The sequence below is a fragment of the Psychromonas sp. genome (genome assembly GCF_047632995.1).
GTDB lineage: Bacteria > Pseudomonadota > Gammaproteobacteria > Enterobacterales > Psychromonadaceae > Psychromonas.
Genome location: NZ_JBLIEK010000034.1, coordinates 1 through 16514 on the forward strand (window position 1 = coordinate 1; position 16514 = coordinate 16514).

Here is a 16514-nt window from a genome sequence, read left to right on the forward strand (position 1 = left end):
GTCTGCAAGGCGTCAGTCTGTGTGGTTTGGTAGCAATTACCTTAAATCTGTTATTACCAAGAATGAAAAAAAGTAACAGATAAGCTTGCTGCTAAATCTGTTATTAGCAAAAATGAACTGATTTTTTATACGACGTGAGTTGTTTAATTAAAAAGAGAGTAGCGCACTGCTTGTTTATTCATGCGGTGCGTTTTTGTTTTTTGAGAGGGATAAAACTGTACTACGCTTATACTCAAGCTACTTCAAAATGCAGATTCAGAGCTTCGCTCGGATGCTAGAACAAGGCGCAACATGATGAGAATGGTATTTCCCTTTTCAAATGTTGCAACGCAGTGCTAGCTTTCGAGCGAAACTCCCATAGGGCAAGGCGATAAACGATGATCTTCGTTGTTAGAAGGTTTCGATTTAGAATGACTAGATCATCAACCTTCTGCCTAGAGCCTCATCATTTATCGACTTGCTGATTCCTGCATTTTGAAGTGGTTTGGGTATAAATCATATAGAGATTTTTGGAGGGGAAGAAATGAAAGTTTTTCCTGCTTGTTTACTGTTGATTTCTGTGATGTTTTCTTTTACAACCATAGCGAAAGAGGTGTGGGTTATTCCCGTGCAGGGAGCCATTGGTCCCGCATCTTCTGATTACATCAGTCGTGAGCTTCACTTAGCCAATCAACAAAAAGTCGCCTTAGTGATCCTTAAAATGGATACACCTGGCGGATTGGACTCTTCGATGCGTGAGATTATCAGTGCTATTACGGCATCTTCTGTACCTATTGCTACTTGGGTCGGGCCTTCCGGTGCACGCGCGGCGAGCGCGGGCACTTATATATTATTCGCCAGTCACCTTGCTGTAATGGCAAATGCCACAAATTTAGGGGCTGCCACACCCGTTTCAATTGCCATGCCAGATAGCAAACCCGCTGAAAACCAGCCGGGTGAAGGCAAAGCGAAATCTGAGGAAACGTCAACCACAAACAAGAAAGAAGTCAGTGCCAGCACAACCCATGAGAAAAAGGCGATTAACGATGCGGCTGCCTATATTAAAGGTCTGGCAAAGTTGCATGGACGCAATGAAAATTGGGCTGAAAAAGCAGTTACAGAGGCCGCCAGTTTAGATGCTCAGGAAGCATTGGCTAAAAATGTAATTGATTTTATAGCGGATGATCTTGCGCAACTTATCAAGCTCGCTGATCGGCGGCAAATAAACCTCAATGGGCAGAGCAAAGCATTGGCATTAGAGGATGTGGAATTTATAAAACGCATACCCGATTGGCGATTTACATTTTTAGCGACACTCACAAATCCCAATATTGCTTATATCCTAATGCTAATCGGTATCTATGGATTACTCCTTGAATTTTATAATCCCGGCGTTGGTTTGCCCGGAGTGCTAGGTGGGATTTGTTTGTTGCTCGGTTTGTATGCACTGCAAATGTTACCAGTAAATTATGCCGGTTTAGCACTTATTTTTCTGGGTATTGCATTATTAATAGCCGAAGCATTAAGTCCAAGTTTTGGCGTTCTGGGATTTGGAGGAAGCGTTTCATTTGTACTCGGCTCTATTTTTCTTATGGACAGTTCTTTACCTGCCTTCCAAATAGCTAAACCACTTATTGCAGGGTTTGCACTTGTCTCTTTCTTGTTTACCTTTGTAATTATTACTTTGCTGTTGAAAATCCGGCGTAAAAAGGTAACGACAGGTGTGGATTGTATGATTGGTGAGCTTGCCAATGTTATAGATGATTTCGATTCAGGAGAGGGAAGGGTTCAAGTCGGTGGGGAGATTTGGCAAGCACGTAGTAGCGTTCCGCTCTGCGGTGCGCAGCTGGTCAGTATTGAGAAAGTTTCCGGTTTATGGTTACAAGTGACCCCATATGCGGCTCAGAAAAAGAGTAAAAAATGAATAAGCCTATTAATAAGGAGCAAAATCATGATCATTTATAGTCTAGTCAGTATTGTTATTTTCGTTGTTGCACTGCTGATGAGCATGCTTAGGGTGTTACGCGAATATGAGCGTGGTGTGGTCTATTTTCTGGGCCGTTTCGAGCGAGTTAAAGGACCGGGTTTAGTGATTTTAATTCCGGTTCTGCAACAGATGGTCAGGGTAGACCTGCGTACTATTGTATTAGATGTGCCGACGCAAGATTTGATAACGCGTGATAATGTATCGGTGAAAGTTAATGCGGTGGTCTATTTTCGCGTGGTGGATCCGCAGATGGCAATCAACAATGTGGAAAGTTATTTGGAAGCGACCAGTCAGTTATCACAAACTACATTACGTTCAGTGTTAGGGCAGCATGAACTGGATGAATTGTTGTCAGAGCGGGACAGGTTAAATAAAGATATTCAGGTTATTTTAGATAAACAGACCGATAATTGGGGGATCAAAATCGCAACTGTTGAAGTAAAACATGTCGATCTTGATGAGAGCATGATCCGCGCATTAGCAAAACAGGCAGAAGCTGAACGGGTAAGACGCGCAAAAATCATTCATGCGACAGGTGAGTTGGAAGCATCCGAAAAACTGCAGCAAGCGGCGTTGGTATTAAATAAAGCACCGAATGCGCTACAGCTTAGATATCTGCAGACTTTAACCGAAATAACCAATGATAAAACATCAACAATTGTATTTCCATTGCCGATCGATTTAATAGACAACATGAAAGGATTTGTACAAGAACCAATAACAAAAAAGTAGGCGTGTAAATTAGCTAGTAGAGATGGCTCTTAATCACTTTATAAATGAGTAGACAAAGATAAATGATATTACTTATTACCTATCTCATGGTAGCGATTGGCGTATCGTTTTTATGCTCGGTATTAGAGGCGGTTTTGCTGTCTGTCACTGCTACGTTTATTGTTCAAACCAAGCAACAAAATCCGCGTGCGGGTGAGGTGTTATATAATACCAAAGCAGATATCGATCAATCGATCTCCAGCATTCTCATTTTAAATACTTTTGCACATACTATGGGTGCCGCTGGAGTAGGCGCACAAGCGCTTCGAGTATATGGTGATCAATGGGAAACCCTTATTGCCTTTTTGCTGACATTGGCTATCTTGTATTTTTCTGAAATTATTCCAAAAACGCTGGGCGTCACATTTTGGCGCCAACTTGCGGTGCCCTCTGCTTATATCATCTCTTTTTTAGTTAAAACAATTTTCCCGCTGGTTTGGTTGGCCACACGGGTAACCTCTTTATTTAGTCGCAATAAAAATGCCGGTATTAGTAGAGAAGAGATTTTGGCATTTACCGCTTTGGGTTATAAAGAGGGGGCGATCGAAAGCCAAGAAAACCAGTTATTAGAGAATATTTTAAAATTACGAGATTGCAAAGTTGAGGATATTTTGACCCCGCGCACAGTGGTGCATGCCTTACCTGAAATAACAACGGTTAAAGAGGCATTGAGCTTTGAGCAAACCGCTGTTTTTACTCGTATTCCTATATACAGTGAAAGCATTGACAGTATCACCGGGGTGATAATTAAAGGGCAACTCTATGAATGTGAACGACATGGGCAAGGCAATAAGCGATTAAAAGAGATTCAATTGCCCCTTTTCCGTATTTCAAAAAAAGTTCCAGTCTTAAATGTATTAGACCTTTTTATTAAACGTCACGAGCAACTTTTCTTGGTGGAAGACCAGTTTGGCCAAACGGCTGGTGTTGTTACTTTAGAGGATGCGATAGAGACCCTGCTCGGGCGTGAAATTATGGATGAAAGCGATCTGGTTGCAGATATGCAAAAACTCGCAAAAGACCATTATAGAGAAAGACTACGTAAAGATTCTAAGTTATAGCACTTGTCGCAGTAAATTTTTTAGCTATCAAAATCACCGTAGCAGAAAGTCTGCTTTTATGGTTATTTATCTTCAATAAATTGGGCTTTGCCTCTAGTTTATATTCTTCTCTTAGCAAAAATATTCAGGGTGGCTCATTAAAATTATTAATTTTTTGTTTTTGCAATGGCGAATTCTCGAACGGGTGTTAATATATATAAGTCATTAAAAAGTATTGGAAATGTGATTTTCAAAGACTGTCTGTGCTGCAATAAAAATCACCATTTTGCTATTTCGTTTAATTTATAGGGAAGATTAATAATGGGCAACATTCACACCACTGATATTTTACCAGACCAGCAATCGATCAACGCGTTAGCGGCAATTAGCGCTGAATTTAATGTTAAAGAATTTGATTTAACTGCGCTACTAACGAATTTAAAACAGACTGTTCTAGAAACTAAATTTATGGATGCGCAGGATTATTCATTTTGGATGGAAAGATGTGGATGTGATTTTATCTATAATCCAAAGCTATTTTCCTATGCACCGTTAACCTATACATGTGTATTTTTAGGTGAGTTATTTAATAATTTTGAAGTAGATGAAATCCAAGAAAAGGCATCAGCACAGGTAATTGAACAAGCTCTATTGCGTTTAAGCGCGTTTAAAACCGACTAAAAATAATTTACTAGCGCTTTCTGATAGCAGCGTAGCAATGATATTGAACATCTTTTCTCCCTATTTTCATGTCCAGATTGTCCGTTTTTTCTCTGCTCTGGCTAACTCAAACCCGACATATTGCGGTCTGAATTTTGCTGTTACTGAGGAGTGCGGATAGATAAAAGTCATTTCAATGAATACTGCACATTACGGTGAATGAAGTCTAAAGTTATAGCTGGGTAATTGGTTAATCATCGTCACTGCAATCCTATTGGCTTTACCAATATAAGTGCAATCATTTACAGTTTTCCATCCAAGTCGGGAGATTAACATAATGTTAAAAGGTAAAAATAATAATCCAAAGGACGCCAGAGTTTATCTTATCGGCAGTGGTATTGCTTCATTAGCAAGTGCAACATATTTGATTAATGATGCGGGGGTTCTGGGGGGAAATATTCATATCTTAGAGCAAAATGAGATGGTAGGTGGTGCCCTTGATGGTGCAGGTGATGCAGCAAATGGCTTTACCATTCGCGGTGGGCGAATGCATGAAGCGCATTTTGTATGCTACTGGGATCTTTTGTCGACTGTGCCTTCTTATGATAACCCTAATATCACAGTGACAGAGGAGTGTTTTGAATTTTCTTCGCGGTTTATTTCTCATGCACAAGCTCGGTTGTTAAAGGATCGAAAAAAAATGGATCTTTCATCTTTTGGACTCTCATTAAAAGATCGTATGCTTCTGACGAAACTAGCCTTTACTCCTGAAACATCACTCGACAATATCCGTATCGACGACTGGTTCGACAGACCCTTTTTTGAGAGTAATTATTGGTTTCTTTGGACAACCATGTTTGCATTTCAAAAATGGAGTAGTGTGGCGATTATGAGGCGCTATATGCGTCGCTTCATTCACCTGTTACCCGAGATGCCTTATCTTGGCGGAATTATGCGCAGCAAGTACAATCAGTATCACTCTGTCGTTATGCCGCTTAAACGTCAGTTGCAGGAAAGGGGCGTTCATTTTGATATGCAGACGCAGGTTATTGATATCGATTTTAAACTTTCTAACGATCAAAAAACGGCAACGGCTTTGCATCTCATCGAAAGTGGCGACAAAGAGCACACTATTCCCCTTACAGATAATGACTACCTATTTATAACCAATGGCTCTATTACAGAATCTACAGATAATGGTTCATGGGATAGTGCCCCCTTGTTAAAATCAAAAAGCAGCTCAGGATCATGGCTACTTTGGGATAAAATAGCGAAAAAGGATAAAGCGTTTGGCAATCCTGGCGTCTTTAGCGATGATATTGATCGGCAAAAATGGTACTCATTCACCGCCACACTCAAAGACAGTAGTTTCCACGATTATATGGAAAATTTTTCGGGTAATGTAGACGGTACGGGCGGTTTGGTAACGTTCACGGATTCAAACTGGTTACTCTCGATTGTTATTGCCCGTCAACCACATTTTCCTGATCAAGAAAAAGAGGTGAAAGTGTTCTGGGGATATGGTTTATACCCAGATAAAAAGGGCAATCATATCAATAAAAAAATGTCTGAATGCAGTGGCAAAGAGATACTCGAAGAATTATGGTTTCACCTTAATATCCAAGATTTAATGAAACCCATTATCGAGTCCGGAAAAGTTAACTGTATTCCCGTCGCTATGCCCTTTATTGATAGCCTATTTATGCCCTATGCACTAGGAGATCGTCCCGCAGTATTGCCCGAAGGAAGCACAAATTTTGCCTTTGTTGGTCAGTTTTCTGAACTCCCTAAAGATTGCGTTTTTACCGTAGAATACTCGGTACGCAGTGCGCAAACTGCAGTTTACGGCTTGTTTGAAACGACAAAAGAGGTATTGCCTGTTTATAATTCAATCTACCAGCCGAGTGTGTTACTAAAAGCGCTTGCTGCGATTAATCGATAACCCTTGCCCTCCTTGCAATAAAGCGGGTAGGTGATGGTAATAAATTTACCGCTGCGAGGGTGAATAGTCGTCAGGTTATCTTCACCTGATCACGAGTGAATATTATAAATTTATCAATCTCCTTGCCACACTTCATTTACAACTGCTTAAATTTTTCTCGCCAATTAGTTTGACATTCATGTTATTATTCGCAACTATTTTTAGTTGCAAATTTCAAATTCAACAATGGACCAGGGCGCTTTAGAGATGATTCCAAAATTAACTCATCAAGATAATATCAAAAAAGATTACTTCGAATTTTTGCAGGCATTAAGCATAAGCGATTACCGCGGTGAAATTGAAAAAAGTTATGCCGGCCGTTTAGCTGTGGCGACGGATAACAGTGTTTATCAATGTTTGCCGCAAGCGGTTATTTTTCCTAAATCGACCCAAGATATTGTTGAGATTTGTAAACTTGCGCAATTAGATCAATTTATCGATATACGTTTTTCTCCACGCGGTGGCGGTACGGGTACCAATGGTCAGTCATTAACTAACGACCTTGTTATCGATCTTTCCCGTCATATGAATGGCATCCTTGAAATCAATGAAAAAGAGGGATGGGTACGCGTACAAACAGGGGTAATTAAAGACCAGCTCAATGATTATCTGCGTCCTTATAATCTGTTTTTCTCACCAGAGCTTTCAACCAGTAACCGTGCGACCATTGGCGGCATGATTAGCTGTGATGCATCAGGCCAGGGGTCACTTGTTTACGGTAAAACCAGCGATCATGTTTTAGGGCTAAAATCCGTTTTAGTGGATGGCTCTGTTTTAGACAGTGCTCCTCTTCAGGGGGCACCGTTAGTTGAGCAAGCTCAGCGTTTAGATCGTGTCGGCGATATTTACCGACAGGTGATAGAGACCTGTTCAAGTAAAGAGCAGCAGATAGAAGAGGGGTTCCCGAAATTAAACCGCTTTTTAACCGGTTACGATCTAAAGCATGTTTACGATGCACAGACAGGTACGGTTGATCTGACGCGTATCTTATGTGGCGCAGAAGGGTCATTGGCTTTTATTACCGAAGCTAAATTAGATGTGCAGAAAATTCCAGCTTATCGCACGCTGTTTAATATTAAGTACGATAGTTTTCAATCGGCGTTACAGAATGCCCCTTTTTTAGTGCAGGCAAATGCGCTATCGGTGGAAACGATTGACTCAACGGTACTTAATCTTGCGAAAGAAGATATTGTTTGGCATAGCGTGCAATCATTAATTAGTGATGTACCCGGGCAGGTCGTTGATGGTTTAAATATTGTCGAATTTGCGGAGCAGGATGGCGATATCCAAGCTGACAAAGTTGCCGCGTTAGTTAAAAAACTTGATACCTTAATAGCCAATCAGGAAGCTGGTGTGATCGGTTATCAAATTTGCGATCAGTTAGCGGATATTAATAAAATATACGGAATGCGTAAAAAAGCGGTGGGGTTATTAGGGAAAACGAAAAGCCGTGCGAAACCACTGCCGTTTACAGAAGATACCTGTGTGCCGCCAGAGCATCTTGCTGATTATATTGTCGAATTCCGCCAGTTATTAGATGATAAAGGGCTCCATTACGGTATGTTTGGTCATGTTGATGCGGGCGTGTTACATGTCCGTCCGGCGCTGGATATGTGCGATCCCGAGCAAGAAACACTGATGCGTGAAATTTCCGATAAAGTGGTGGCACTCACGGCTAAATACAAAGGGTTGATGTGGGGTGAACATGGTAAAGGGTTCCGCAGTGAATATGGCCCGGAATTTTTTGGCCAAGAACTATTTACTGAACTGCGTAAAATTAAGGCGGTTTTTGATCCCACTAACCGTGTTAATCCCGGCAAAATCTGCACACCCTTAGATTCAAGCGAGTCATTAGTCAGTGTCGATGGAATCAAACGCGGCACCTTTGATCGTCAGATTCCGATTAAAGTGCGTGAAAGTTATAGCGAAGCGCTGGACTGTAACGGTAACGGTTTATGCTTTAACTATGATACAAAATCCCCCATGTGTCCCTCGGTTAAATTGACCAGTAATCGTATCCACTCACCGAAAGGGCGCGCAGGGTTAATGCGTGAATGGTTGCGCCAATTAGCCAATAACGATATTGATATTCTGCAATTGGAAAATGATCTGTATGCCGGTAAAAATGCCAGTGTATTTAAAAAATTCTTTAATACTCTCTCTAAACAGAAGGGAGAATATGATTTTTCACATGAAGTGATGGAGGCAATGCAGGGGTGTTTGGGGTGCAAAGCCTGTGCCAGTCAATGCCCGATTCAGGTTGATGTACCTGCTTTCCGTGCCCGTTTTATGCATATCTATCACGATCGATATCTGCGCCCGTTAAAAGACTACTTTGTTGCTTATGTTGAGCAGTACGCGCCGCTTATGGGCAAGTTTCCGCGTTTCTTTAACTTCTTTATGAAGATGGGGTTAACCGCATCACTGACTGAAAAATTTGTCGGTATGGTAGATATTCCATTATTGTCGTTTCCAACTTTAAAATCATCATTACAAAAACAGGAGATCAGTGAGTTTGATCTGCAGCAGCTGCAGTCATTATCAGAGCAGAAGCGCCGTGCTTATGTGTTGATTGTACAGGATCCCTTCACCACTTTTTATGATGCGGATGTGGTGCGCGATCTAATGCTGTGCATTAAAAAACTGGGTTATAAACCTGTGTTACTGCCCTTTAAGCCAAATGGTAAACCGCAGCATATCAAAGGATTTTTAACGGAATTTGCGAAAACCGCAAAAAACAGTGCTGATTTTTTAAATCAGATTGCTGCGCTAAATATTCCTATGGTCGGCGCCGATCCGGCGATGGTACTTTGCTATCGTGATGAATATAAGCGGGCATTGGGAGATAAACGCGGAGAGTTTAATGTGCAGTCATTCCAGGAGTGGTTACTACCGCGCCTGCAGGGAGAAACAAAACCTGCTAACGGTAAAGAGTTCTTCCTCTTTGGCCACTGCACAGAAAAAACGGCGGAGCCAACATCAAGCGATGATTGGGCTAAGATCTTTAGTCACTTCGGCGCAAGCTTAAATGAGGTCGCCGTAGGTTGTTGCGGGATGGCGGGAACATATGGGCATGATGCCGGTCACTTGAATGATTCAAAAACAATTTATAGCCTTAGCTGGGAGCAGGAGATTGCTAAACGCTCCCGCGCTGCATGCTTGGCAACGGGTTATTCATGCCGCAGTCAAGTTAAGCGTATCGAAGGAGAAACGTTAAAACATCCAGTGCAGGCATTATTAGCGGTTTTATAACTATTAATAGGCGGGAAGTTGGGTGATTTGGAAAAAAAACAGAGATTTAGCACGTCTAAATGCACTCAGTGAAAATACCTTGATTGCGCATTTAGGGATTGAATATACGCAAGTTGGCGATGATTTTCTGCAAGCGACTATGCCTGTAGATAATCGTACCAGACAGCCTCATGGTCTGCTGCATGGCGGTGCATCTGTTGCGCTGGCGGAAACATTAGGCAGTGTGGCCGCCAATTTGGCAGTAGCAGAAGATAAAGTTTGTGTGGGGCTGGAGATTAATGCCAGCCATCTGCGCAGTGTTAAAAGTGGCCTGGTTACCGGCGTCGTTAAAGCGGTACGTATCGGCTTAACTGCGCAGGTTTGGCAAATTGATATTTGTAATGAACGGCAGCAGCTGATCTGCACGTCGCGTCTGACGGTCGCTGTTATTGACCGGGCTATAGATTAAAATACAACAACAAGAATTTAAACTAAAGAGAAATTATATGATAAAAATTGGTGCTTATAATGAGCTAACTATTGTTAAGCAGGTCGAATTCGGACTCTATCTTGACGGTCTCGAAGAGGGCGAAATACTGCTGCCGCGCCGTTATGTAAGCGATGATATGCAGCTTGGCGATAGGGTCAATGTATTTCTGTATTTTGATTCAGAAGACAGATTAATTGCCACAACACAAAAAGCAAAAGCGGAAGCGGGGCAGTTTGCATCACTGAAAGTGATCGATACTAATCAGGCGGGGGCTTTTTTAGACTGGGGGCTGCCTAAAGATCTGTTAGTGCCGTTTAATCAGCAAAAAATCCCGATGAAAAAGGATTATAATTACGTTGTTTATGTCTATCAGGACGATATTAGCGAGCGTCTGCTGGCCTCTTCAAAACTGGATCGTTTTTTAGACTGGGAAGAGGTCAACTATAAAGTGGGCGAAAAAGTGGATCTGCTGATTGCAGATAAAACGGATCTCGGTTTTAAAGCAATTATTAATAATAAACACTGGGGCGTTTTATTTGAAAGTGAAGTGTTCGGTGAAATGGGGATTGGTAAAAAGTGCGTCGGCTATATTAAGCAGATTCGTGATGATGGTAAAATTGATTTAGGGTTAACTAAAGTGGGTTATGCCAAAGTGGATGCACTTGCAGATCGCATTTTACAAACCCTGAAATTACATCAAGGCTACCTGCAGTTGTCAGATAAAAGCTCACCCGATAAAATTGCAAAGATCTTAAAGATGAGTAAAGGTAACTTTAAAAAATCAATCGGCCAGTTATACCGTAAAAAACTGATTGATATTGAAGAGACAGGTATTCGTTTAACCGAGTCATAGTAAACCCACTAATTTTCTATTTATGCTAACAGCATAAATAGATCTCCTAGTTAATGGAATCGGTATAATTTACTGATACGTATAAGCGCATTCATCTACAAAGGCTGTCCAATATATTGGCAAGCCTTCCTCAGATGTAACATACAAAAGCCAACATTCACTCTAGTCCAATTTTGGTTGTTGTTCATGACAATCTAAACACATTTCTTTAGGTTTGGTTGTTTCATGAGGTAAATGGCAATCAATACAGACAGTGCCTTGTGCGTGTTGTTTGTTATGTTGTTTACCTTCTAAATCAGAAAAATCACCGTGACAATTGATGCATTGTGTCGTTTCATATTGAAGAGTTTCACTGACTTTTTCATTCTTATGGCAACTTTCTGCACAGCTGTATTCTTTTAAATGAAAATTAGCGAGGTTTTCTGCATCAGGGGTTGGTAAATATTCAGTGTATGCATAAGTGAAAAAACAAGCACTTAATACTATTGCGATAGTAAGTGTTTTTTTCATAGTAAGTGTTTTTTTCATAGTAAATCCTTAAGTCGGCGTAAGCTGACCTGCATATAAAATAAAATGACGGAGTAATAACACTCCAATTAAGGTTAAACTAGTAATGCTAATCATAAAAGATCTTACGTGCTGGGTTTGGATCTTAGTAAAGATGGTTAATGACAGCGGCAGTACTATGCCGACTCCTACCACACCAAACCAAAATCCACCTCCAATAGCAGCGTTAACGGCTTCTTGTTTAGCGGCACTGCCGAAAATAAGTCCGATAAAAAAAGCGAATAAAATAACGGCTTCTGAAATTAAGATAGGTTTTTCAAATTGGTGAAGCCGCAGTACGAATTGATCATCAGTAGGGGATTTAAACACTGTTATAGCGATAAGTATCAAAGCGGCAATAGCGGAAGATAAGCCGGAAAATAGGAATAATATCGGTAGTAAAGGATTATTCAACATTGGATAAGTAATTAATGCTGACAATAAAAAGCCTGTGTACATCCCTAATGCCGTAGCGATAAGCGCGACTGAAATATAAATTACTTTTTCCACTTTGATGAATAAATTTATAAGCCGTGTAAATAGTGGGAACCGGGTAAAGCCAAGCTCAATAAGTTGCCCTTTAAATGTCAGAACGAGCCACGAAAACATAGCTAACAGATAAGCATTCGATAGTATAACGCCGATCGCTATCACCGATCTTGGATTGCTGTAAATCATAATTTTCCAAAAGTCTAACGGTCTGGTTAGGTCAATAACTAAAATAGATAAGGCGATAATGACTGAGATTGGGGTGACTACTGCCACTGCTTTAACTATCTTTTTTTAGCCAAGTTAAGCTCAGGATGAAGGTATTTAAGTGCAATCACTAAAGTCATTGCTCCTGCTGAAATACCCAATAAAAACAGATAAATAGCGATAGTCCAGCCCCAAACTAGGGATTCAAAGTGCAATGCTTTATTTATAATTTCGTTTATAATTTTATCTTCCCTTTGGGGTCCAGTACGCGATAAAACATAGGTTGAGTTCCCAGTGATTCTTTATAACGATAGGTCGTTTTGCTGTTAATTAATTGCACTATTTCACTATTGGGATCAAGAAAATCACCAAAGGTGAGCGCTTGAGTTGGACAAATTTCAACACAAGCGGGTTGTTTACCCTGTGCCAAATTACTATGAAGGCAGAAATCACACTTATCAGCCGTTTTAGTAATAGGGTCGATATAGCGAGTTTTATACGGACAGGCTGCAATGCAATATTATTGGCATCCAATACAGCGCTCCTTATCAACATCAACAATGGCAGTAAGTGGATCTCGGAACGATTCCCCCGTTGGACAAACCATCACGCAGGGGGCGTTAGCACTATTCTGGCATGACTGACGGAAAAAGCTGTAGTGAACCTTGCCATCGATTTCACGTGCATCACTGCGCTTTATTTTTAGCCGCGTTACGCCTTGTGGCGCATTATTGTCTTCCCTACATGCATCAACGCAGGCTCCGCAACCAATACATTTGCTTTCATCGTGAATCATTGCATAACACTTTTCTCCTGTTTCTGTCGTATCCATCATTCTTGTAATAGTTAAACCAGAGGTCGCAAGCAGGGCGAAACCGCCAACTATAAATTTGCGTTTTGAATGCTCCATTCTTGTTCCTCCCTATTTTGAGAGTGATTCGTGACTGTTGATTCTTGCCGTGTAGTTATTTTGTTTTTATGACAGGCGATGCAAAAGGCAGTACGAGTTTTTCTTTGCACTCCTTGCATAGGATCTTTCTGTGAATGGAGTTGATGGCAACCAGCGCAGGAAATCTGTTCAACATGGATGTGATGAGTCCACTCTTAGTACGAATACTTACTAAAGAGTGACACTCAAGACATTGGCTATTTTGTACACTGACAGAGGTTGTTGCATCAGGAGAAAAACTGATTATCGTCGAATTTTTTTTAGGATGATGCCCTTTTTTACCATGAAAGCTAACGCAATTTTCGCTCTTTATATTTTTATTATGAACTCCTTTAAATGTCACTTTGGGGATTTTATGTTTACGTTTTTTGTGACAGCGCATGCATTGATGATTCAGGTGTATTGCTTTTTCTGTCGTATTTTTTTCTGTGTGGTTAGGTTTTGGGTCGAGGGGAAAAGCTGCGATAGCATTGTGGCTAGATAGATCGGGTAAATTGCGTTCAGCTAAACAATACCCTGAAGCCAAACTGAAGATAACAATTATTTGCAGTACGTTGAAGAGTGAATTGGTTACAAGGCGTGCAAATAAATAGTACTTACTGTTGCTGATCATAATTAACCTTTATTGGTTAAAGTTATTTATTCTTTTACTTTTTAATCGCTAAATTCCGCACTACTGTGAATTTAAAAATATACATTTTACTATCGACTCGAATTATTTTGTGAGTGAATCATATATTCATTGTATTTATTGTATTTATATTGTTGTAAATCAATTTATTTTTTGCCAATTAATTATGATTCATTTATAAATTTAACTATAGTTTTTATTGACAATAGTTTTCTTCGTTATATTTTCTATTTTTTAATAGATGCGCTTTTGCTGGCTGTATTTGTTTTTTTACTCACCAGTTGTGCAATTTATTCATAATGGAAATACAGCTTAGCAAGCCTGCTGCAGCTGCTGTTGGATCAACAAATTGGTGATTTTAGTGATATCGAAGATGCTATGGCTTAGGTTAAATAATTAACAGGAAGTCACATGGAAAGCGTATTTAGATCTGTCGGTCAGTTAGTGTTCGCTACTTTTCTCGGATTTTTATTATTTGCTTGCGGTGAAAGCGAAGATAAAACACTGGTGACAACGTTGGATGTTGGTGAGCGAACATTTATTACCATTAATTCTGTGGTGGAAAATATTGATCAAACAGTGACCATTCATTTTAGTGCAGCGAATGAAGATGTTGCATTAATTGGATTGAGTGAGCCCCGTATCTCGCTTGCTAAATTAGTGCCAGAACAAGATGGTAAACCGAGCGAATGGGTGAGTTTTATTAATACGGCGGTAACGGGTAATGGCCCAACGAATACTAAGGTAACCTTGCTGCAGGCCACTTATGATAGTGACCTTGAAAATAGCGAAGGACGCTTTACTGACAATGGTAATGGTACTTATCATTTCAAGCTCAAAGAAAAGGTGTTGTCTGCTGTTAATCCAATCACCCGCGCGTCAATTCCTTGGGATGCGCGAGCGACACATCGCGTCGGTATGCGGATTAATATACCTGAAAATGGTAACGTTAACGCGACCTATGACTGGGTGCCTCTAGGTGGCCAGATAATTGATACGCGCAATATGATTGATTCTGATAAATGTGATACTTGTCATGCTGACTTGGAATTCCATGGCAGTACTGTGGATCCGAAATATTGTGTAACCTGCCATAACCCTAGCAGTCGTGATCCTGAATCAAGCAATTCACTCGACTTTACGCCGATGATCCATAAAATTCACCGTGGTGCACTGTTGCCAAGTATGCTTGCTAAAGGTGATGGAGCTGTATATGAGATTATCTGCAAAAAAGGTCCGCATACTTACGCTAAAAATAATGCAGGCGATATTACTGGGGTTGGACTGCCGCAGGATATTCGTAATTGCAGCAGTTGCCATAGTGCCGACAGTGAAATCACAGCGCAAGGTGATAACTGGAAACGAAATGCAGGCATAGTCGCCTGTACCTCTTGTCATGATGATATAGCCTTCTCACAAGCCGAAATTGACACTGACTTAAATATTGCAGGCCAGCCATGGAAAAAGGCGCACTCGAATGGATTTGTTGAAGCCGATAGCTGTGCTAGTTGCCATAATGCTAACGCGGGTGATATGTCGCCCACTTATGTGCACGAAACAGTGCTTCAACAGGCTAAATCTGCAGAGGATTTATTAACAATTAACTTTGTTCGGGTTGAGCGTGTTGCGACGGGCCTTAAAGTTGATGTTCAAATCAATTACGGCGGCACAGGTATAGCTGATTTTGCGAGCTTCTCATCAACTTATCTTAGCAGTGGTCATGGCTATCTACTCGTCAATGCAGACGAAGGCGCAGGTTACACCAAGTCAGATGGCATAGTTCAATTCTCTCTCAGCGATCCTGAAATATGTGTCCCAAATGGAAGTGGGCTTTATACCTGCACTATCACACAAAACACTGGAACAGATGATAGTCCTGTTTGGGCGTCCTTGATTACTGAGACGGGGACATTGTCTTTAATGACCAGCGATATTAATTTGTGTGTCAATGGCAAATCAACTAACCCCGAACTTATTGATTGCTTAAGCGAAAAAACAGCTTTTATACAGGTTGAAACAGTTCCTGCTAAACATGTGGAAGCTTTCTATGACTTGGGTGATGGCATAACCTTTTCTGTGTTAGCGGATAAAACAGATTATGTTGAGAAAATTGGGGCAGATATAATCCGTTGCAAAAATTGTCATGCAGATGATGACTTACACATAACATCTCACCCGCATGCAGCAACAGAACTAGCGCAGTGTACGAACTGCCACAATGCGACTCGCTCCGCTGTTTACGCCGGAAGTCCAGCAGATCTTAAATCAAATATACATGCCTTGCATACGAATAATGATTCATCACATTCAATGGGGACTTACCCTAAAAATGTAGTGACTTGTACCTTGTGTCATACAGAAAATCAATATGATCTTCCATTGGTGATGAACACTCGTTCATCGGCAGGAGGAGGCGTATACACCAGTCCTATAGTTACTGTATGTGCAAGTTGCCATATTGTTGATATGCCCGTGGGGTTAATTACTGCTGATGGCGCTATGGATATAACCCGCAAAGCGTTGTTATCTACTGACGATATAGCAGTGAATCAGAAAGCTATAGGCCATATGCTAAAGCACGGGGGGGCATTTGGTCAGCTTGATATGGCGGCAGCTGATGCAGCGCCTGAATTATGTGCAAATTGTCATGCTAAAGGTGAAGTTAAAGGGGTGGACACGGTCCACGGCCTATAATCTTAA

General features: G+C 40.9%; 13 protein-coding genes and 1 pseudogene. 9 read left to right on the forward strand and 5 right to left on the reverse strand.

What is annotated here, in order from left to right; genetic code table 11:
- Positions 1-523: 523 nt before the first annotated feature.
- From ACJAT7_RS08045 to ACJAT7_RS08080, 8 genes are all read left to right on the forward strand, one after another.
- On the forward strand, positions 524-1903 hold the full coding sequence (locus ACJAT7_RS08045; RefSeq protein ID WP_415226283.1) for an NfeD family protein: 1380 nt from the start codon (positions 524-526) through the stop codon (positions 1901-1903).
- 27 nt (positions 1904-1930) lie between these two features.
- Positions 1931-2698: a slipin family protein gene (locus ACJAT7_RS08050; protein ID WP_415226284.1), complete on the forward strand. Its 768-nt coding sequence runs from the start codon at positions 1931-1933 to the stop codon at positions 2696-2698.
- Positions 2699-2760: 62 nt separating this feature from the next.
- Positions 2761-3798, forward strand: a complete 1038-nt coding sequence (locus ACJAT7_RS08055; RefSeq protein ID WP_415226285.1) for a CNNM domain-containing protein — start codon at positions 2761-2763, stop codon at positions 3796-3798.
- Between the two features lie 300 nt (positions 3799-4098).
- Positions 4099-4458, forward strand: a complete 360-nt coding sequence (locus ACJAT7_RS08060) for a hypothetical protein (protein WP_415226286.1) — start codon at positions 4099-4101, stop codon at positions 4456-4458.
- 316 nt (positions 4459-4774) lie between these two features.
- Entirely contained in the window at positions 4775-6379 is a 1605-nt protein-coding gene (locus tag ACJAT7_RS08065; RefSeq protein WP_415226287.1) for an oleate hydratase, read from the forward strand.
- A 246-nt stretch (positions 6380-6625) separates the two neighbouring features.
- Positions 6626-9670: an FAD-binding and (Fe-S)-binding domain-containing protein gene (locus ACJAT7_RS08070; RefSeq protein WP_415226288.1), complete on the forward strand. Its 3045-nt coding sequence runs from the start codon at positions 6626-6628 to the stop codon at positions 9668-9670.
- A 22-nt stretch (positions 9671-9692) separates the two neighbouring features.
- A complete protein-coding gene (locus tag ACJAT7_RS08075; RefSeq protein ID WP_415226289.1) occupies positions 9693-10118 on the forward strand; it encodes a hotdog fold thioesterase in 426 nt (141 codons plus the stop codon).
- A gap of 37 nt (positions 10119-10155) precedes the next feature.
- Positions 10156-10992, forward strand: coding sequence for a S1 RNA-binding domain-containing protein (locus ACJAT7_RS08080; protein WP_415226290.1), 837 nt, complete (start codon positions 10156-10158; stop codon positions 10990-10992).
- A gap of 162 nt (positions 10993-11154) precedes the next feature.
- On the opposite strand, the gene ACJAT7_RS08085 is transcribed toward ACJAT7_RS08080, so the two are convergent.
- From ACJAT7_RS08085 to ACJAT7_RS08105, 5 genes and pseudogenes are all read right to left on the reverse strand, one after another.
- Positions 11155-11520: a cytochrome c3 family protein gene (locus tag ACJAT7_RS08085; protein ID WP_415226291.1), complete on the reverse strand. Its 366-nt coding sequence runs from the start codon at positions 11518-11520 to the stop codon at positions 11155-11157.
- A 9-nt stretch (positions 11521-11529) separates the two neighbouring features.
- The gene (gene nrfD / locus ACJAT7_RS08090; protein ID WP_415226307.1) at positions 11530-12315 is read right to left on the reverse strand and encodes an NrfD/PsrC family molybdoenzyme membrane anchor subunit; all 786 of its coding nucleotides are present in this window, start codon (positions 12313-12315) and stop codon (positions 11530-11532) included.
- Entirely contained in the window at positions 12312-12449 is a 138-nt protein-coding gene (gene nrfD, locus ACJAT7_RS08095) for an NrfD/PsrC family molybdoenzyme membrane anchor subunit (RefSeq protein ID WP_415226292.1), read from the reverse strand. Before nrfD (ACJAT7_RS08095) ends, nrfD (ACJAT7_RS08090) begins: the two co-directional genes overlap by 4 nt.
- A gap of 20 nt (positions 12450-12469) precedes the next feature.
- Positions 12470-13144 (reverse strand): annotated as a pseudogene (locus tag ACJAT7_RS08100) (4Fe-4S dicluster domain-containing protein).
- Positions 13117-13323, reverse strand: coding sequence for a cytochrome c3 family protein (locus tag ACJAT7_RS08105; RefSeq protein WP_415226308.1), 207 nt, complete (start codon positions 13321-13323; stop codon positions 13117-13119). Before ACJAT7_RS08105 ends, ACJAT7_RS08100 begins: the two are co-directional and overlap by 28 nt.
- 902 nt (positions 13324-14225) lie before the next feature.
- Here ACJAT7_RS08105 and ACJAT7_RS08110 point away from each other — a divergent pair.
- A complete protein-coding gene (locus tag ACJAT7_RS08110) occupies positions 14226-16508 on the forward strand; it encodes an OmcA/MtrC family decaheme c-type cytochrome (protein ID WP_415226293.1) in 2283 nt (760 codons plus the stop codon).
- Positions 16509-16514 lie beyond the last annotated feature (6 nt).